This is a genomic window from Parapedobacter indicus (genome assembly GCF_900113765.1).
GTDB classification, from domain to species: Bacteria; Bacteroidota; Bacteroidia; order Sphingobacteriales; family Sphingobacteriaceae; genus Parapedobacter; species Parapedobacter indicus.
On the sequence record NZ_FOQO01000003.1, the window covers coordinates 405195 to 426096 of the forward strand.

Genomic DNA, 20902 nt, shown 5'->3' on the forward strand with positions numbered 1-20902 from the left:
CTATTTGTGCTGAACTGTCAGTTTCTGTTGTTTTTCTCCGATAGCCTCCAAGGTTTTCCACAGTTGAAACAATCCCCTTGGAACGTGGAAACATCCTTTCCATTTACCTCCTTTGGAAGGCAACAGTACTTCACCCTGGCGATTCAGGTAACCATACCACTCGCCAAATTCCGCATCCGGAAAATGCGACCAAGTATATGCATGCAATTTATCAAACCATTGGGTAAATCGCTCGTCGCCTGTATGCAGGTATCCTTTGGCGAGGGCGATCAGGGCTTCGATATGCACCCACCAAAGCTTCTGATCCCATTCCAGCTGCTGCAGCGGCTTTTGCTTGACATCCAAAAAATAAAAAATGCCGCCATGTGTTTTATCCCAGCCATATTCCATGAGCTGAAGGGTAATGTCGGCGGCTTTTTGCATCAGGTTTTTATCACCTAACCGTTCGGCCAGGTCCATTGTAAACCACATCGCTTCCAGTCCGTGGCCCGGATTGGTGAGCCGTCCTTCAAAAGAGTCGGAAAAGCTGCCATCTACATCAACTGCTTCCAGTATTACCTTTTCATCTGGACGATAAAACGTCTCCATCACCTCGTTGACACCGTACTGAATGGTTTCGGAGACCAACGAAGCATCCAGCAAGTGTTCCAGCTCCAACACCAGGTTGCAAAGAATCATCGGTAAGGCAAAGTCCTTCAAATTCCGTGTCCCCGGGACCCCTTTTGCATAGGTACCCTTCGGATTTTGACGCCGCTTCAAAATATTTTCGAAGGTCTTGCGAGCTAAGTTTCCATGGCTGTCGACGCCGGTGGCCTCATAGAGCTGGCCGAATGCCATCGCCGCGAAACAATCTGAAAAAATATTGTAGGGCTGGACAAGCGGTGTTCCCTCCCGATTGAGGGAAAAATACCAGTTCCCTTCCGCATCCATGCCATACTTCTTTAGAAATTCCGCACCGCCCAATGCTACGTCCAGCCATTCCTGCTGTTTGCCGATCTTATTATAAATCATCGAAAATAGCCACACCTGGCGGGCCTGCAACCAAATAAACTTGTCCGTATCGTACACTTTCCCTTGACGGTCAAGACACGTAAAATACCCCCCATTAGCCTGATCAATGGAGTTTTTCTGCCAAAAAGGAATGACGTCATTCAAGAGATTATCCCGGTACAAATTTGCTAAGTTTTCTACATCGTTCATTGTCTGCATTTCGATTATAAAAGGCCATCGGCACATGACCGGCTGGCGTATTTGTTAGTATGTAAATCCTACCCTATTTAACTTTTGGTCTAATTGGTTTGGGTGCTTACCAATTGTTTGGCTAAATAATAACATATTTTCAAATCAAGCAAATAAATTTTAAATTATTTTTTTAATTAGACTCCAATTAGCGATTTATTTGTGTAAAAAACTTGTTAAATTCGGTTGAATTGCTGATCAGCCAAATCGTATTAGGCGTTTTTATTCAAACATTCCGTGGTTTCGTCGTCTAATTTTTAATTTTTTTAAAAATATATATCTTTGCAAACGCTAACACCATTCGAACGCATCATCAAACATGGAGCAGCAGGGTACTACTTTCTTCGAAGATTTGCACCGTCCCGAACTTTCGGGTGTGGCTTATAAAAATATACAGCTTAAAAAGCGTATTTTAACGCAGTTTGCGAACGAGGGAAATACAACCCTGACCGATCTCAGCAAAACACTGAATATCAGCATACCTAAAGCCAATGAATTGGTTAATGAACTCATTGTGGATGGGCTGGCGAGAGACTACGGAAAGACCGGAGCCGGTGTGGGTCGTAAGCCTAACCTCTATGGTCTGGAACCCGATTCCGCTTTCTTCATAGGAGTCGAAGTCAAAAACTTTTATATCAACATCGGCCTGATGGATTTCAAACGCAACCTCATTAAGGTGACCATGGGAATCCCTTACGTATTGAATAATACGGAAGAATCGCTCATTAAATTATGCACGGTAATCGATGAATTCATCCAGGGCAGTTCTGTGCAGCGGGAAAAAATCCTCGGGATCGGTGTGAACCTTAGCGGGCGCATTAATTACACAACTGGTTACAGCTATAGCTTTTTTAACTTCCATGAAGATCCGCTTAGCAAGATCATTGAGTCGTCTCTTGGCATACATACTTACCTGGAAAACGATTCACGGGCCATGGCTTATGGTGAGTTCTGCAGCGGTGGAGTAAAAGACGAGAAGAACGTGCTGTTTGTCAACCTCGACCATGGCATCGGTATGGGCATCATGGTGAATGGACAACTGTATTATGGCAAATCCGGGTTTGCCGGCGAACTTGGCCATATTCCCATGTTTGGCAACGAAATCCTTTGCCATTGCGGAAAAAAAGGGTGCCTGGAAACCGAAGCTTCTGGCCAAGCGATCACCCGCCTGTTCAAGGAAAAGGTAAACCAAGGGGCAACCAGTATCGTTACCAACCGACGGGCCAATCCGGATGACATCAAACTGGATGATATCATCAAAGCGGCGAACAACGACGACACCTTGGCTATCGAAATCATTACGGAAGCCGGAGAAAAAATCGGCAAAGGGATGGCTACCTTGGTTAACCTCTTTAACCCCGAATTGATTATTCTTGGCGGCAGTCTGGCAGCAACGGGCGATTACATCAAGCTCCCCATTAAAAATGGCCTCAATAAATATTCCCTTAGCCTGGTTAATAACGATACCCATCTGAGCATTTCCCAGCTGGGAAATAAAGCAGGCATTATTGGAGCGTGTTTGTTGGTAAGGGACCGGCTGCTGGCTATTACCTCATAATTCTTCTACCCCATTTTACAATATGCTATTTCGGATTGACAATCCATGTCGATGTCATCCGATTGGCCAATAATTGGCTAATAATTGTTAAAAAAATAAACAGGTAATCCATACATAATAGGGTTATTATAGGGAGATCATAGGGAAAAATACCTACTATGAACCTATTAATTTTGAATTATTTTCTATTTGCTTTTGTATATTTTTAAGAATCATTATACATTTGACGTAAAACCAATTAGAAAAAACCCAAATGGCTGTATTTAAAAACGGACCGAATGGCAGTTTCAGTGGAAAAGTAGGCAGTGTAGTCGGTTATAAATGGAAAGGGCTCGATGTGATCCGCGGGTTACCGCGCAAGAGTCAGAAACCGCGTAGCGAGGCACGGCTTGCCAACGAGCAGGCGATGAAGCTGATCATGGGAGCGCTCAAATCCCTGAAGATTTTCATCCGCACCGGTTTCCGCCAAGCGGCGGAACCGTTAAACATGACTGCATTTAACCTGGCGCTTTCCATCAACAAAAAACAGGCCATCAAAGGGGAATACCCCAATCTGGAAATAGACTGGACCAAATTCATGGTAAGCCGAGGCCCACTCCCCGGACTGGAGGAAGCCACAGCAACTTGGACCGATACCGGATTGCACATTTGTTGGCAGGATAACACAGGTACCGACCAAGCTTATGGCACGGATAATCTATCTATCCTCGTTTACGTCCATGAAAGGGATATTTGGATCCCTTTCCTTAACGAAACAACACGTGATGCAGGCGAATGCAGCCTCCCTGCGCCCGAAAAATGGAAGGGCACGGAGGTTGAGGTATTCCTCTCGTTTATATCGTTTGGCAGCGAATTAGTTTCCGATAGCACGCATGTGCATGTGTCTTCCGTTGGCGCCTGATTTATTTATTGGGCAGTTCGTTCAGTTGTTGTTCATAAAGATACTCAAACGTTTCCCAATCCATAAAAGCGATGCCGTCGGTAATCTGCCAAACCAATGCCTGGACTGTGGATTCGAGTTCGTAGTACGTGTCGGTGAAATCCGCTCCATCCCAATACTCGGAAGCAGCAATCTTCTTGTTTTTCAAATCATTGATTAGCCGTCCGATTAATTTGCTACTCGTAACCGGGCCAAATGTGTAGACGGCCGCTGATGAAGCGGCTGATCGGCTCGCGTTCCCGCAGTATGTATGAAAAATAAAGCGGGTTGTCTTTTTCGGTGGAAGGACAACGGTTGTCTTCTCCACGATCACCCCGTTCTGGTAATCGTCGCTTTCTGAAATGAGAATTAGTCCGCCCGGGAAAATAACAGTGACCTCCTGATCGTTGTCGTTACGGAGTCCGACACATACAGTAACGTAGTGGCCGCTGCCGATTCTTATTTCGGCTTCCTCGCAATAATCACCCGTAATCAACCCGTCAACCGTGATACCATCAGGCAATTGAAAAGTCTCACCCTGGGGAATACCCGATTGTTCACCGAGTCCGGGAAGATTGCCTATCTCTGCCTGCAACTCCTGCTTATCTTCCGGAGCCGTATCATCCTTGCTGCATGAAAATATACATAAAAGGATAGCCATCAAGGCAAATCCACGCGTGAAATAGAATAGGTTGATCTTTCCGAATAAAAATTGACTGGTCATCTATTTTTCTTTAACTAGTAATTAAAATATATCTTGGCGTCAAAAGTATTACAAAATACTTCCGGGAGCAATACCCCAAATCCGGTATTTCTCTATCTTTATTTTTGATTAACTAATGATCTCAACATTTCCATCCATTGTTGTTCGCAAGCGAACAACAGGTGTCCGATATCGAACAGTTTGAGAACCTGACAATGAATTAATATTCTGATTATCAATAGAATAAAAAATTGGAACGATAATGAATATCAGGACACAAGGAAAGATGAGAAGAAACAGGCCGATAGCTGAGGGAAGATCGCTGAAAGCCAATGACGGATGATAAGAAAAGTAACGAACCACGCACACGGCTGAATGCTGATAGCCAACTGCTGATAGCTAAACAACATGATTAAAATTACCGAACTACAAAAATTTTATCGTACCGAGGAAGTCGAAACGGTGGCGCTTAACAACCTGAGCATCCATGTAAAGGGCGGCGAATTTGTGGCCGTAATGGGCCCTTCGGGTTGCGGCAAATCCACCTTGCTCAACATTGTGGGCTTATTGGATGATTTGGACAACGGCAGTTACCTGTTTAATGGGATTGAAGTTGCCAAGTTTAACGAGCGCAAACGTTCCGACCTGCGCAAACACAACATCGGCTTCGTGTTCCAGAGCTTTAACCTCATTGACGAGCTAACGGTATTCGAAAACGTAGAGCTGCCACTCATCTATACAAAGGTTCCGGCAGCGGAGCGCAAAAAAAGGGTGGAAGAAGTGTTGGAAAAGGTACAGATTATGCACCGGCGCAATCACTTCCCGCAGCAGCTCTCGGGCGGTCAGCAACAGCGTGTGGCCGTAGCCCGCGCCGTGGTAAATAAACCCAAACTGATCCTTGCTGACGAACCAACGGGTAATCTCGACTCCAATAACGGTAATGAGGTAATGCAACTGCTTACCGAACTCAACGAAGCGGGTACCACGATTGTAATGGTAACCCACAGCGAGCATGACGCCCGCTATGCCGATCGCATCATCCGCATGCTGGATGGGCAGGTGCTGATGGAGACGGTGGGTTGATTGGGGTTTTGATCCGTTGCTCCACGACTGGATCCGCGGCGCTACGCTGATGTCCCTGGGCCGTGTCTGCAACGGACCAAAACCTCGGAAAAGAAGATATAGGTGGATATCTCCTATCTAAAAATATGATCAAGAACTATTTCAAGACTGCGTGGCGAAATCTAAAGGAACATAAGTTCCATACGTTTGTGAATATTAGTGGGTTGGCATTTGGCCTTGCCACGGCCATTTTGCTACTCCTTTGGGTACAACATGAGCGAAGCTACGATCGCTTTCACAAGGATTATTCCCGTATTCACCGGATTATCCCACACTTGGATGCCAACACCGTTTGGGAAGGGGTACCCGGACCACTGGCCGTATATGCCCAATCGGTACCCGAAGTCGAGGCTATTGTACGTGTGATGGAAGGCAGCGGCCAAGTACTGGCAACCGAAGACCGAAGCACCGTGCTGGACGATTTCACGGTAGCCTACGTAGACAGCACATTCCTAACACTATTCGACTTCGGATTGCTCAACGGAGAGACCAAGCCGCTGTTTCCCAACCCAAACAGCATCACCCTGACCGAGTCGACCGCAAAAAAATTCTTTGGTGAGGATGACCCCATGGGCAAGGTGCTCCAACTCCGGGGAGAAAACTTTACCGTTGCGGGGGTGTTGCGGGACTTTCCTGATAATTCGTCTCTGGCCTTTGACGCCGTGCTGCCCATGGCTCATTATGCGCAGCGATTTACGGCCAACGGTGGAAACGGAGACTGGAAAACCATCGACACCGATTTGGGCAACTATGCCTTCAAAACCTTTGTCAAATTGCATAGTGACGCAAACCCAGAAACCGTTGGCCGAAAGTTCACCCAACTTTACAAAGATGCACGAAATGGGGAAAGCACTACCGTGTTCAAGCTGCAACCACTTGCCGACCAGCACTTGGTCAGCGTTGACGGAAACACTTCTGCCGCAAGGATGGTACAGGTCTTTTTGCTTATCGCTATCCTCGTATTGGCTATTGCAGCTATCAACTACGTCAACCTTACTACTGCCCGCGCACTGGTACGAGCCCGGGAAGTCGGCATCCGGAAAGTTGTCGGCGCCAGCAAGGTGCAATTGTTCCTGCAGTTTATAGCGGAGACCGCCTTGCTGTTCTGCTTTGCGCTGTTGATTGCCATCGGGCTGATCGTCTTACTCCTGCCGCTGTATAACAACATCTCCGGCAAGCAACTTCACTTTTCGCTTGCGAACCCGGAAATGTGGAAAGTCGTCGGGTATTCGGCGGTAGGCACGTTAGTGGCGGCATCGATTTATCCCGCACTCCTGTTATCCGGTTTCCAGCCGCTGCAGGTGATGAAAGGCAAAATGGCTTCCGGTAGGAGCGCCTCGCTACTGCGCAAAGTACTTGTAGTCTTCCAGTTTTCCATCGCAATGGTGCTCATCGTTGCCACACTGGTTATCAGCCGCCAAATGGCCTACATGCGGAAGGTTGATCTCGGTTACGATAAAAGTTATGTGTTCAGTGCATCGCTTCCCGACGCAGCGGTGGAACATATCGACGCCGTTAAGAATGAGTTAACGAACCATCCCGGAATTGTCAGTATAGCGCTTTCGAATGTCAATGATATTACCAATATGGATAATTCGACCGGTGACCTTGACTGGCCTGGGAAACCGGAAAATAGTGGTCTCATCATTTCGCAATCGTTGATTGACGGGAATTTCATTCCTACTATGGGCATCGAACTATTGGAAGGGCGGAACTTAACCGGTACTGCGGCCGATAGCAATTTGTATGTTGTTAATGAAGCAGCCGTGCGAGCGATGGGCCTCACTCCTCCTTATGTTGGTACGCCCATCAGTTTTCACGACCGACCGGGAACCATTGTCGGTGTGGTTAAGGATTTTAACTTTAAACCCCTCAAGGAGAAAATTAGCCCGCTGCTCTTCTTCAATTGGTGGACGGGCAATCGGTTGTACGTCCGTACCACAGCAGCAGAGGCGGCGAACGCGATCAAAGCCGTAGAACGGCAGTACAAAAAATACGCGGGCGACATCCCTGCCCCTTTCCGGTACGAATTTGTAGACCAGCAGTTTGAAGCCAAATACCGGGCAGATCAGCGTGCGGGCCTGCTATTCAATATTTTCGCCGGTATTGCCATTTTTATTTCCTGCCTCGGCCTGTTGGGGCTTTCTACGTACACCGTACGGCAACGGGTGAAGGAAATCGGAATCCGCAAGGTGCTAGGCGCGAGTGTGAGCAGCATCGTGGGGTTACTATCCAGCGGATCGCTCTGGTTAATATTGATTTCGGTCGTCCTTGGGACACCTATCGCATGGTGGACGATGAGCAACTGGTTGGACGACTTCGCTTATCGGATTGAAATCCAGTGGTGGATGTTTGTCGTAGCGGGTTTGGCCGCGTTGCTGATTGCGTTGTTAACGGTTAGCTTCCAAGCGATCAAGGCGGCGGTAGCAAATCCGGTTGAATCGCTTAGAGATGAGTAATTGGAAATGACAGCTGACATTTGAAAGCTATGATTAGGAACCATTTCAAAACCGCGTGGCGGAATTTATTAAAAAACAAGCTGTTCAGCCTATTGAACATCTTTGGACTTGCTTTAGGATTGGCTGCAGCCTTATTATTGTCGCTCTTTATCATTCAGGAGCATTCTTTCGATCGATTTACAAACCGGGAGAAAATCTTCCGATACATTGCACACATCACCTATAACGGCACCAACATGCTGTGGGCGGGCGTACCCAATGCGATCGGCCCGACGGTGAAGGAGAACATGCCAGAAGTACAACGATCAGCCCGCACGCTATTGAATGGCTTCGGAGATAATGCAAGCATCCGTGTGGGGGAGGATGCCTTTATCGAAAGTCGCTTGTATTGGGCGGACCCGGACATCGTGGAAATTTTTGACTTGAACCTCCTACATGGCAACCGCAAAACCGCATTGACCGAACCGAATACTATCCTGCTTTCAGAAAGTAAGGCCAAACAGTATTTTGGCAACGAAAATCCCCTCAACAAAACCGTCGAACTGGATCGAAATACCACACTTAAAGTAACTGGAGTCTACGCCGACCTGCCCATGACAAGCACATTCGATGCGGAACTGATTGGTTCATTTAGTACAAGCGGTTACTCGAAAAACATTACATGGGACAATGCGAGCTTCGAAACGTGGATTATGCTCCGTGATCCGGATGACCGGAAAAAGGTGGAATCTTACCTCCCAAAGATGATTGAAGACCATGTCGGTTCGGAAGGCACCTATTACACACTTTCCCTCCAGCCGCTGGCAGATGTACATCAGTACTCGACAGAAATCAATACATATAGCAACAGGAAAGGCGACGCCTCCCAACTGCTACAATTGACATACCTCGCCATCGCACTGTTGCTCATGGCGGCCATCAACTACATGAACCTCGCCACGGCCCGCGCGCAGCAGCGGAGTAAAGAAGTAGGAGTGAGTAAAACGCTCGGAGCTCGCCGAAAAGGATTATTGAGCAAGTTTTACGCTGAAACGGCCGTGTTGACTTTCATTGCCATCGGCATTGGACTAGCCCTTGCCGTCATGGGGATTCCGATTTTCAATGCGCTATCCGGCAAAACGTTGACCTACGACACCCTGTCGCATCCGATTTTCTGGGTAGGATTGCCATTATTGTGGCTTTCTCTCACATTGATTTCCGGCCTTTACCCGGCACTTGTCTTATCGTCTTACACCCCACTGGAGGCCCTCCAAAAAGGGAAAGTGACGAGGGCCGGATCGATACTTTTCCGTAGAGCACTTGTCGTGTTACAGTTCTCCGCCAGCATTGTCCTGATCGTTGGCGTGGTGATCATGCATCGCCAAATGGATTTCATGAGCCACCGGAAGCTTGGTTATAATCCCGAGAACGTCCTCGCCATTAATTTGGGATCGTTGAATGAGCAGGAACGGGATGCGCTGCGAAACCGGATCGGTGCATTGGCGCCTACCCGAAGCACGGTTGTATCGCAGGCCTTTCCGGGAAAGGGTGAAAGCAGCCATACACTACGCAAAGACGATTCGGACAAGCAGGGTGCGATGTTTTATGCCAACCGGGTCGATGGCGACATCGAAGAAGTCTTAGAACTGAAGCTACTGGCCGGAAGGATGGTTAAAGAGCGGGTGGATAGTGATACGACGCAAGAAGGCGGATGGATTTTCGAAATGGTGCTAAACAAGCATGCTGTCGACTACCTAGGCCTCATACCGGAGGAAGTTATCGGCAAAAAGCCATTGGCGGGAATCGGTGATAACACCTACGTCGTAGGTGTCGTGGACAATTTCAATTATGCCTCTCTACACAATCCGATGGGGGCATATGCTTTTACGAATACTCCCCAGAGGTTACGTTACCTATTGGTACGATTCGCTACGGGCGATCTTCGGACTACGCTCCGACAATATGAACAAGCTTTCAAGCAGGTTGTGCCGGACGCTCCGTTTGACTACACGTTCCTGGACAGCCACCTTGAGAGCCTTTATCTGGCCGACCGGCAGACGGCATCGGTACTGCTTGCATTTTCTATACTGGCGGTATTCGTGGGTTGCCTAGGCCTGTTCGGACTCGCTGCGTTCACCGCCGAGAAGCGCACCAAGGAAATCGGTGTGCGCAAAGTGCTCGGGGCCACCGTTACCTCCTTGGTTCGATTGATAAGTCTTGACTTTGTTAAGTTAGTAGTGGTTGCTTTCGTCATTGCTTGCCCCCTATCCTACTGGGGCTTCAGCAGATGGCTCGATAATTTCGCTTATCGAATCGATATCCAATGGTGGATGTTCGCGGCGGCAGGGCTGGCGGCTGTCGTGATCGCATTATTAACAGTAAGCTTCCAAGCGATTAAGGCGGCGGTAGCCAATCCAGTTGAGTCGTTGCGGGATGAATGATGATTTATCCTGTTGCTCCCCGACTGGATCCGGGCGCTTCGCTACCGTATCCTAGGCCGGGTCTGCAGCAGGAAAAATCAGTTAGGAGTAGGAAGAGAAATGTGAGGGATGAATGATTAGTGGTTTTATACTTTTACTTTCAATAAAGGGCGGAATAACCATGCAATATTACCGCGAATCCTCCCACCAAGAGATACCGTACCTCTTGCTCATTTAACGCAAACAAAAAGTCCCTAAAATCTTCGTTAAGGATGTAGCTCCTCAAGCTTGCTTCTTCCTCTGACACTAAATTTGGTTCGGTTAAGGCGGGATCGGAAAGTCATAAAATTCCATCATGCACTACAAGTTACCAAGTCCGGCAGTGGATTAGCAGAATAAGCAATTGTCCGATATGGAACAATTGCTGTTCGATACCGAACACTTTTTCACGAGACAATCAAAATAAACAACTTAAAATCAACCACTTAATTGTTTGGCGCAATAACTGTATTGTCAATCGCTGAGATTCGATAACAGCTAACGAAAGACAATGATTTCTAATTACTTCAAAACCGCATTACGGCAGCTTTGGCGCAATAAGTTCATCTCGTTGTTAACACTGTTGGGGCTTTCCATCGGCATCAGTTCGGCTCTGGTAATTTCCCTGATTGTGTATTATGAATTCAGTTTCGACACCTTCCTGCCAAATAAAGAACGGATATACCGGGTGGTGATCGATGCAAACTTCGGTGGTTTTGAGGGGCATAGTGGCAGCGCACCGGCGCCCTTGGCCAACGCAATACCAATTGAACTCACAGGCGTCGAACAGACGGTTCCGGTCTTCCAATTCCAGGGCGATGCCAGCGCTCTTGTACGTATCGAAGAAGGCCAAAGCACGAAGCCGCGCGAGTTTAAGAAACAATCACAGGTAATTTTTACAAATATCGATTATTTCCAGCTTTTGGACTATGACTGGGTTGCCGGAGAGGGATCGGGAGCAATCGGACAGCCTTATACGGTGGTGTTGACGGAGAGTCGGGCCCGGCTTTACTTTCCTACATCGTCACCCATCGAAACTATCGGTAAACAACTTACATACAACGACCTAACCGTTACCGTATCCGGTATCGTGCGAGATTTGGATAGACCGACAAGTTTTACGGGCAAGGAATTCATTTCTTTTGCTACCATCGAAGCCTCCCCGCTGAAGGATCAGTTCATGATGACGGAATGGAACGACTGGATGGCGTACTCACAACTGTTCATCAAACTGGAGACAGGCCACACGGCAGCCAACGTCCAAGCCCAACTGAACCGAATGTATCAAACCCATAATACGGAATCGGGTAGTGACATTACCCTTACTCTTCAGCCGTTGCACGACATCCATTTCAATACGAAATATCAAAGCATCGGTGGCCGTGTTGCGGAGAAGTCCACCTTATATGGGCTGATGATTACGGCCGCCTTCCTGTTGCTGCTGGGATGCATCAATTTCATTAACCTCACCACCGCACAGGCATCGCAACGGGCCAAAGAAATCGGTGTCCGTAAAACATTGGGTAGCTCCCGAAGGCAGCTGATCCGGCAGTTTCTCGGCGAAACACTGCTGCTTACCAGCGTCGCCACCTTGTTTTCACTGCTACTGGTACCGATCATCCTCCGTTTGTTCGCCGTTTATACCCCGCCGGGGTTAGACGCGAGCTTCATGGGACAAGCCGGCTATCTGGCATGGCTTGCACTGCTTATTTTAGTCGTTGGTTTTCTCTCCGGTTGTTATCCCGCGGTGGTGCTCTCCCGTTATCGCCCCGCGGCCACCTTACGCAATCAGATCTCCGCAGGCACCGGCCGATCGCGGCAAACCACGGTCCGCCAAGTGTTAACCGTTTCTCAATTTACGGTTGCCCAATTTTTCATCCTAGCTACGCTCATTGTGACCCAACAGATTGACTATTCGTTGAAAGCAGACATGGGATTCGATAAAGACGCCGTAATCAAGTTTGATAGCCCCAGAGATGCGGCACAAAAACAACAGACCCTGTTGCATACCATCCAATCGCTGCCGGGCGTCGAGTTGGCAAGCACGGGATTCTTGGCTCCCGCCGACCAGGGGATGTCCTTTACCAGTGTCACTTACAACAATGGAAAAGCAGCGTTCCAACCGCAGACGCAAATCCGGTGGGGCGATGAAAATTACCTCGATGTCTACCGGATCGAGCTGGTGGCAGGGCGTAATGTTTTGCCCGGGGATTCCGTCAAGGAGTTGCTGGTGAATGAGCAGTTTGTCAAGGAAATTGGCTTCCAGCAACCGGAAGAGGCCCTGGGTGTCGCGCTCGACTGGAATGGCCGGGCAGTTCCCATTGTGGGCGTCATGAAAGACTTCCACGCGCGGTCCATACGCGCACCAATTGGCCCGCTGTTGTTCGAAAAAAATCAAGGTTCCATCTTCCATGTCCGACTCAAACCCAACCGGGATGGCCAATCGTGGAGCGAGACGCTGACGCAAATCCGGAAAGCCTATGCACAAATATTTCCCGAGGAAGCGTTCAACTACCAATTTGTGGACGAAATGGTCGCACAGTTCTACAAACGGGAACAGGCCACGGCAGGCTTGCTGGGCTGGGCAATGTCGCTATCGATTGGCATCAGTTGCCTGGGATTATTGGGATTAACCACCTACACCGTCAACACACGCGCTAAGGAAATCGGCATCCGCAAAGTATTGGGGGCTTCTGTGGCGGGTATAGCGAAGTTGCTTTCTACCGACTTTATTAAACTGGTACTTATTGCAGTTGTTATTGCGTCTCCGATTGCGTGGTGGGCCATGAATAGATGGCTGACAGATTTCGCTTATCGCATCGACATTGAATGGTGGATGTTTGCGGTAGCGGGTATTGCGGCAATGGTGATCGCCTTGCTTACGGTAGGTTGGCAGGCCGTGCGGGCAGCGGTGGCCAATCCGGTGGATAGTTTGAGGGATGAGTGATGATTTATCCTGTTGCTCCCCGACTGGATCCGGGCGCTTCGCTACCGTATCCTAGGCCGGGTCTGCAGCAGGAAAAATCAGTTAGGAGTAGGGAGAGAAATGTGGGATGAGTGATGATTATGGTTCAAAAAATGTAGCGCCTTGGATGCAGCAGTTAGTTAAATACAGATCATTATGTTGAAAAATTATTTCAAAACAGGGTGGCGGTATCTGCTGAGACACAGGCTGCTTTCGTTTCTTCATGTATTATGTCTCACCATCGGCATCACGTTTACCTTAGTGGTAGGGATATATGTGCTCGGTCAATACCGCATCAATCACTCGCTGCGGAACATCGATGACCAATATATCATAAAAAGCCGGTGGAAAAGCGAGGGGTTCGGACTGGATATCACGACACTGGGACCACTTGCCAAAACACTGCGTGAAGAATACCCCTCGTTAGTAGCCGACTACTACCGGTACAATCCGGTAACGAACGTGGTATCAGCCGGTGACAAACATTTTGTGGAAGATGTTGCCATCGGTGACACTTCCTTTATACGGATGTATGGCTTTCCGGTCAGTTTCGGCAATGCCGATCAACCTTTTCCCAACAACCACTCTGCCGTCATTACTGAAAGCATGGCCCTGAAACTGTTCGGCAAAAAAAACGCAGTCGATGAGACCATCAGCGTACACAGTACCGTACAGGGCGATAAGCAGGTTTACCAGGTATCGGCGGTCATTGCCGACATCCCCTATAATTCGGTGACCAACCTCGTCGGTGGCGATAACTATTCGGTATTCGTACCGACGGAGGGAAACCTGTATTTCGGCTTCGAAGACCCGGCAGCAGGCTGGAATAATCCCTTTGAGATTGGAATGATCCAGCTCCAGCCGGGTGTCACGCCCGCCGACCTGACGATACCCTGCCAACAAGTACTTGCTAAATATACACCGGAAAACATCCAGCAAAACCTGACGATCGAGCTAGCTTCCGTAAAGGATTACTACCTCAATGACAACGGTGGGGCAGCCAGGCGCATGGTCGCCATCCTCTCGCTATCGGCGCTGTTTATCCTCTTGATGGCAATCATCAATTTCGTAAACATCAGCGTTGTCACTTCCTCCCAACGGCTGAAGGAGATCGGCTTGCGCAAAGTGTTCGGCGGTGCCAAGCAACAATTAATCATCCAGTTTCTCGGCGAGGCCCTATTCCTTACCGCACTGGCTGCGTTGCTTTCTTTCCCCCTATACCAGCTACTGCGACCTGTCTTCAATACCATCTTGAACACCCAATTGGATTCGGTATTGCATTTCGGATGGACGGTTTATGCAGGAATGGCATTGCTGGTACTCGTCACCGGACTCTTGGCTGGCATCTACCCGGCATTCAGGCTGAGTTCATCGCCCGTGACCAAAGCCGTAAAGGGCAGGTTGGATACTGCTGTCGGCAACTTTACGCTCCGTAAGACGATGCTGACCGTCCAGTTTACGCTGGGTATTGCCCTATCTATCGGCACATTGATCGTATCGCGTCAGGTCAACTACATTTTCTCGAAAGACATCGGTTACCGCAAGGATCAGGTGATGGTGATCACCGCCTTTCCGAAACAATGGGATGCTGCCGGTGTCAAACAAATGATGGGTGTGAAACAGGCGCTTACGGAGCTGGCAGCTGTAGAAAGTGCTTCCCTCTCTTTTGAAGTGCCTGATGGCCAACCACCGAACGCGTTTGGCATGCAACAAGCTTCCGGAGATGGGTCCGAAGCGATGATCTATTCGATCGGGGTAGATCAGGACTATGCCCGCACCTATGGCATGACCTTATTGGCTGGCACCTGCTTTGCACAGAGCGGCGGTTACATCCCCAACCAAGTGGTGCTGAATGAATCGGCGGTGGCCGCGTTGGGGCTAACACCGGAAACCGCAATCCATAAAAAACTCCGGCAGATTGCTGGGGGCACCGACGTTACGATTGCGGGTGTCGTGAAGGATTATCATTACTCCAGCTTACAGGAGCAGATCAAGCCGGTTGCTTTTTTTCACGTACAGGACTTCCTTTCCTATCGGTTTCTTTCGCTCAAGCTAAGGGGATCAAACGTGGCTGAATCCATCAAGCTGGTCAAGCAGGAGTGGCAAAAGCTACTGCCCGATGCCCCGTTTGAATTTACGTTTATGGATGATCAATTTGCGGCCTTATACCAATCGGAACTGCAACTGAAGCGGGCGGCGGATGTGGCTACCACATTAAATTTTTTAATCATCGCATTGGGTATATTTGGCATTGTGAGCTTTACCTTGGCGAAACGTACCAAGGAAATCGCGGTAAGAAAGGTGTTGGGTGCAGAGCTCAGACACCTTACGCTGCTCATTGTAAAGGACTATACCCGCTTGATCATTATCGCCAATCTGATAGCCTGGCCTCTTACCTATTGGGTGGCCAACAAGTGGCTGGAGGGTTATTCGTACCGGATTGGTCAAGGTGTGGGTGAATACCTTTTGGTGTGCCTGCTGGTCTTTGTTCTGGCTTACGGATTAATCATCGGATTATGCGTACAGGCAAACCGAGCGAATCCGGTAGATAGTTTGCGGGATGAGTGATTGGTGATGAACAAGGATAAAAGAATATAGATAACGGAAAAATGATTAAGAATTACCTCAAAACCGCATGGCGCAATCTTTGGAAGAACAAAACGTACACTTCCATCAACGTTTTAGGGTTGTCAATTGGCCTGACCAGTTTCTTGGTTATCCTGCTTTACCTCAACCACGAACTAAGCTATGACCGCTGGAATCCGGAACTGGGAAAGGTGTACAAGGTGTCGCTTCGTGGGGAGGAGGACATCTTCAATGCGACACAAGCCCCATTGGCGGCGCTACTCAGGGACAATGCCTCACAGGTCGAAGCCGCCACCAGTATTTCGCTCGGCGCACGGGCTGAGATCCCCTTATCCTTCGCCGAAAAAACCGTTACGCAGACCGGGATAATTTCTGCCGATTCTTTGTTTTTCAAGGTCTTCCCGTACAGGATCGTGGCGGGTGATGCGTTAAATCCGCTGAACAAGCCCAACGCCATGGTTATCAGTGAGGGGATGGCCACCAAACTCTTCGGTTCCGAAAACCCGATCGGCAAGATGGTCAAGGTCTATAACGCGTACGAGTGTGAAGTGACCGCCGTGATGGAACGCCCCGAGGGACCGACACATCTGGACATCGAGGTCGTGCATCGTTCGCCTAATGAAAAGAACAACTATCATTGGGGAAATTGGTCATACCATACGTACGCTAAAACGAAAGATCACATCAGCGGCAATGTTTTGGAATCCGCAATCGATCGGATTTACTATGAAGACAGGCTCCGGAAAGACAAAGGACGTTCCTATGCCGAATTCCGTGAATCCGGTAGCCAGGAAGGCCTGTTTGTGGATGCCGTACACGATATTCACAACTTCCCGAAGCACCGAAGCAGCAACATGGCCACGGTGTCTGTTTTGCTGGTGCTGGCCACGCTGCTGTTATTTGCCGGGGCCATCAATTTCAGTAACCTTTCCATCGCTTCCTCCCTCCGCCGGGCGAAAGAAGTAGGCGTGAAGAAAGTACTGGGTTCCAGCCGGGCCCGGTTGTTCTGGCAGTTTATGGGTGAAATCGCCTTCCAGTGCGTCATTGCGTTAGCAGTCTCCATTTTATTGCTGAATGTTGCCCTGCCGTATTTCAACCGGGAGTTTCAGGTAACCCTAAGCATTTTCGGCACAGGCATTTTTTGGCGCCTGGTCACCCAGGTAGCCCTCTGCCTGCTGTTGGTTATTGCGTTGTCAGGGTTGTACCCAGCGGTATTCCTCTCCCGGTACAATACGGCAAAAGTGCTGAAAGGGGATTATTCCACGGGCAAACGGGGCGTGACGCTCCGCAACGGGCTGATCGTCGTACAATTCGTGGTGGCTTCATTTTTTATCATGGGTGTGGTCGTTGTCAACAGCCAGTTGAATTATATGCAACGGTTTGACAAAGGGTTTTCCGGTGAACAGGTCGTGCAGATTCGGCCGTTCATGATGGATACAAGGGAAAAGAATTTCGATGCCGTCAGGAACAGGTTGCTGGAAATCCCTGGGGTGCAGTACGTGTCCAAGACCACGAAAGTACCGGGAGATGTGTTTTCTGACACATCCACAATGACGTTTAAGTATCAGGACAAGAATTATCGGATAGGCTCTGTCAAGGTGAGCAAAGACTATTTTGAAACATTGGGCATCCAATTGATCGATGGACGGCTTTTCAATGACAGCCATACCGACCAGCATACCCGATCGGCCATCGTCAACGAGACTGCGGCAAAGAAAATGGGGCTCCAAAATGCGGGCGGGGCGTTTATCACCTATGCCAATTGCGACAGCATTCCGATGGAAGTGGTTGGCGTGGTGAAAGACTTCAACGTACTTGGATTGGAGCAACAGATCCAGCCGGCCGTGTTCACCATCGGCAATGAGGCGTGTGTTTTCCAGTCAGGGGGCGCATTATTGGTCAAATTGGCCAGCGATGATGTCAGACAGCCCGTTGCAGCGATTGAAGAACGCTGGAAAACGGTAGAACCGGGATTTGGCATCCGGCTTTCCTTTTTGGACGAAAATTTCCAGCAATTGTTTGCTTCGCATCGGCGGTTGCAGCGCATTGTGACGTTTTTCGGGTTTACGGCAATCACCATCGCCATCATAGGCTTGTTTGCACTGACCGCCTTTTTGGTCGGGCGGCGTACCAAGGAAATCAGTATCCGCAAGGTGTTGGGAGCCGGTGTTGCCGACTTGGGTATGTCGCTGGGCAAGGATTTTATACGGCTTATTGCGGCTGCCGTGGTGATTGCGATCCCGATCGGTTGGTGGGCAGCACACGAATGGTTGCAGGGCTTTGCCTATCGGATGACCCTAAACGGATGGTTGTTTGCATCGGCGGCTTGTGCTGTGCTGGCGGTAGCGGCATTAACCGTGGGTATCCATACGTTGAAAGCTGCGCGGGCAAATATTGCGGATAATCTTAGGGATGAGTAATGTTACAAAACAATTTCAAAATCGCTTGGCGTAATTTAAAACGCGATAAAGGATTCTCGATCATTAACATCATTGGATTGACCATCGGCTTGATGGCGGCGACCGCCATCGCCTTGTGGATACAAAGCGAGCTGACATACGACCGGTTTTACAGCAAAACCGACAGGCTTTACGAAGTATTCACTTCGGATGAGTTCCAAGGCGGAAAGCATGCATGGGGCCAAACGCCCGCCATACTCGGTCCGACACTGGCTGCGGAGTACCCCGAAGTGGAGGCAGTAGTACGGATTGCCAATATGGGTAACCGATATGTTTTCCGTGTGGGGGACAATAAGTTCACACCCCGTGGCATTGCACCGGATTCATCCTTCTTCAGTTTGTTTGACTTCAACTTCATTGCCGGAAACCCAACCACGCCACTGAACGGGCCCAACAGCGTGGTGCTAACCGAATCGCTCGCAAAGCGGCTTTTCGGCAAGACAAGTGTGATTGGGCAATCCATTGCTTTAGATACGGTCGCTACGCTCGTGGTGAGCGCGGTCATCGAGGATATTCCAGCGAATTCAAGATTTAGCGATGTCGAGTATTTCTGTCCTTGGTTATTCGCTGAGAAAACAATCCGTACCGTATCTTATGGATCTTGGACAGGCTATAACCACCAAGCCTACGTATTGCTGCGACCCGGCGTGGAGCTCCAAACATTCAACGAAAAAATCCGGACGTTCGTGGCTGCACACGATACCGACCCGACCAATACGGCGCACATCTTCCTGCATCCTGCTGCCAAATGGCACCTTTACAATAAATCCGAAAACGGACAAATGGTGGCCGGCCGGTTGAATACGGTCAGGCTATTCATCGTGATCGGTGTGTTTATCCTCCTGTTGGCCTGCATCAATTTTACAAACCTTAGCACTGCCCGCAGTGAAAAGCGGGCTAAAGAGGTTGGCGTAAGAAAGGTGGTCGGCGCCAGGAGAAATTCCTTGGTAGTCCAGTTTCTAACGGAATCGATTTTCCTTTCAGTAATTGCCGGCTTGCTGGCAGTGACCCTACTCATACCGGTCCTACCGTTTTTCAGTGAGCTCATCAGCAGAGAATTATCACTTTCGGCGATTCACCCCGTTTTTTGGTTGTGTTTCGCCTTGTTTCTTTTATTCACGGGAATTGTTGCAGGTATCTATCCGGCCTTATTCTTATCCAGCTTCCAGCCGGTAAAGACCCTCAAAGGCAGGTTGGGACTGCTCCGGGGTACGTTTACCCCTCGGAAGGTATTGGTGGTACTACAGTTTACCTTCTCAGTGACGCTGATTAGCTGTACGCTGATAATCGTTAGGCAAATCGAATACGTTCAAAACCGCGATAACGGGTACGATAAGAACAACTTGGTCTATGCCGCATTAAATGGTGAAGCAGGCAAAAATTACGCCCTCATCAAACAGGAGCTGCTTGATAAGGGGGCGGCAACCGCCATCACCAAAACGATTGGACCGATAACGAGGCACACCACCAACAGCTGGAATTTTAGCTGGCCCAACAGCAAACCAGAAGATCATGACCTGGTTTTTGAGGGGCTGAGCAGCGATGCCGATTTCGTGAAGACCATGCAAGTAGCATTGGTTACCGGACGTGATATCGACGTCTATCAGTTCCCGACCGACTCCAATGCCGTATTGCTCAATGAAACGGCAGTGAAACGCATGGGGTTGAAGGATCCACTTGGTGCGGAACTTGTCCGGAATGCAGGTAAGGCATACGAAGAGCGTTGGCACGTCGTTGGCGTGGTAAAAGATTTTATCAATCAATCGCCTTACGATGCCATCGAGCCGCTTATCGTTTACGGGCCAGCGGGCTATTTCAGTTATATGCACATCCGGTTGAACCCCGACCGGGCCACGGCCGAAAATCTCGCCATCGCGGAGGCTGCCTTCCATAAATTCAATCCTTATTATCCGTTTGAGTACACCTTTGTGGATGAGGCCTATGGACGAAAATTCGCGGAAGAGCAGCGCATCGCGACATTGACCGCCTTATTCGCTGCGATTGCCATTTTAATCGCTTGTTTGGGTTTATTCGGCCTTGCCGCATTCACCGCTCAGCAGAAAACCAAGGAAATCGGTATCCGCAAGGTACTCGGCGCTTCCATAGCGGGCATTGTAACGTTGCTTTCAAAAGACTTTATCAAATTAGTGTGTTTGGCCATTGTCATTGCCTCACCCATCGCGTGGTGGGCGATGCACAACTGGTTGGAAGACTTCGATTACCGCATTGAGGTAGAATGGTGGCTATTTGTGCTGACGGGTTTTGCGGCGTTGGCCATTGCCCTGCTTACTGTAAGTTGGCAGGCGATACGGGCGGCGGTAGCGAATCCGGTCGAGTCGTTACGGGATGAGTAGTTTAAGGACGTGCAGCGTGTAACCATTTGGTTAGTAACTGATCGGCTACTAACCAAATGGTTACAAAAAAGAGGTTTGCAAACAATAACTTGTATATTTG

At 49.1% G+C, this 20902-nt stretch carries 11 protein-coding genes; 9 read left to right on the forward strand and 2 right to left on the reverse strand.

Going from position 1 to position 20902, the window contains the following annotated elements; genetic code table 11:
• Entirely contained in the window at window positions 1–1200 is a 1200-nt protein-coding gene (locus BMZ56_RS08230; RefSeq protein ID WP_090626083.1) for a n-acyl-d-glucosamine 2-epimerase, read from the reverse strand.
• Window positions 1201–1558: 358 nt separating this feature from the next.
• On the opposite strand from BMZ56_RS08230, the gene BMZ56_RS08235 reads away from it, so the two are divergent.
• Both BMZ56_RS08235 and BMZ56_RS08240 read left to right on the forward strand, forming a co-directional pair.
• Window positions 1559–2797: an ROK family transcriptional regulator gene (locus tag BMZ56_RS08235; RefSeq protein ID WP_090626084.1), complete on the forward strand. Its 1239-nt coding sequence runs from the start codon at window positions 1559–1561 to the stop codon at window positions 2795–2797.
• Between the two features lie 253 nt (window positions 2798–3050).
• Complete coding sequence (locus BMZ56_RS08240) at window positions 3051–3698, forward strand: DUF6266 family protein (protein ID WP_090626085.1); 648 nt, start codon at window positions 3051–3053, stop codon at window positions 3696–3698.
• Between the two features lies 1 nt (window position 3699).
• Here BMZ56_RS08240 and BMZ56_RS08245 read toward each other — a convergent pair whose 3' ends face one another.
• A complete protein-coding gene (locus BMZ56_RS08245; protein ID WP_090626086.1) occupies window positions 3700–4440 on the reverse strand; it encodes a hypothetical protein in 741 nt (246 codons plus the stop codon).
• 387 nt (window positions 4441–4827) lie between these two features.
• Between BMZ56_RS08245 and BMZ56_RS08250 the strand changes: the two genes are divergently transcribed.
• From BMZ56_RS08250 to BMZ56_RS08280, 7 genes are all read left to right on the forward strand, one after another.
• Window positions 4828–5502 (forward strand): ABC transporter ATP-binding protein, encoded by a 675-nt coding sequence (locus BMZ56_RS08250; RefSeq protein WP_090626087.1) that lies wholly within the window; start codon window positions 4828–4830, stop codon window positions 5500–5502.
• A gap of 125 nt (window positions 5503–5627) precedes the next feature.
• Complete coding sequence (locus BMZ56_RS08255; protein WP_090626088.1) at window positions 5628–8000, forward strand: ABC transporter permease; 2373 nt, start codon at window positions 5628–5630, stop codon at window positions 7998–8000.
• A 29-nt stretch (window positions 8001–8029) separates the two neighbouring features.
• A complete protein-coding gene (locus BMZ56_RS08260) occupies window positions 8030–10420 on the forward strand; it encodes an ABC transporter permease (protein WP_090626089.1) in 2391 nt (796 codons plus the stop codon).
• Window positions 10421–10949: 529 nt separating this feature from the next.
• A complete protein-coding gene (locus BMZ56_RS08265) occupies window positions 10950–13385 on the forward strand; it encodes an ABC transporter permease (protein ID WP_090626090.1) in 2436 nt (811 codons plus the stop codon).
• Window positions 13386–13559: 174 nt separating this feature from the next.
• The gene (locus tag BMZ56_RS08270) at window positions 13560–15971 is read left to right on the forward strand and encodes an ABC transporter permease (protein ID WP_090626091.1); all 2412 of its coding nucleotides are present in this window, start codon (window positions 13560–13562) and stop codon (window positions 15969–15971) included.
• A 41-nt stretch (window positions 15972–16012) separates the two neighbouring features.
• Window positions 16013–18409 (forward strand): ABC transporter permease, encoded by a 2397-nt coding sequence (locus BMZ56_RS08275; RefSeq protein WP_090626092.1) that lies wholly within the window; start codon window positions 16013–16015, stop codon window positions 18407–18409.
• Window positions 18409–20802, forward strand: coding sequence for an ABC transporter permease (locus BMZ56_RS08280; RefSeq protein ID WP_090626093.1), 2394 nt, complete (start codon window positions 18409–18411; stop codon window positions 20800–20802). Before BMZ56_RS08275 ends, BMZ56_RS08280 begins: the two co-directional genes overlap by 1 nt.
• Window positions 20803–20902 lie beyond the last annotated feature (100 nt).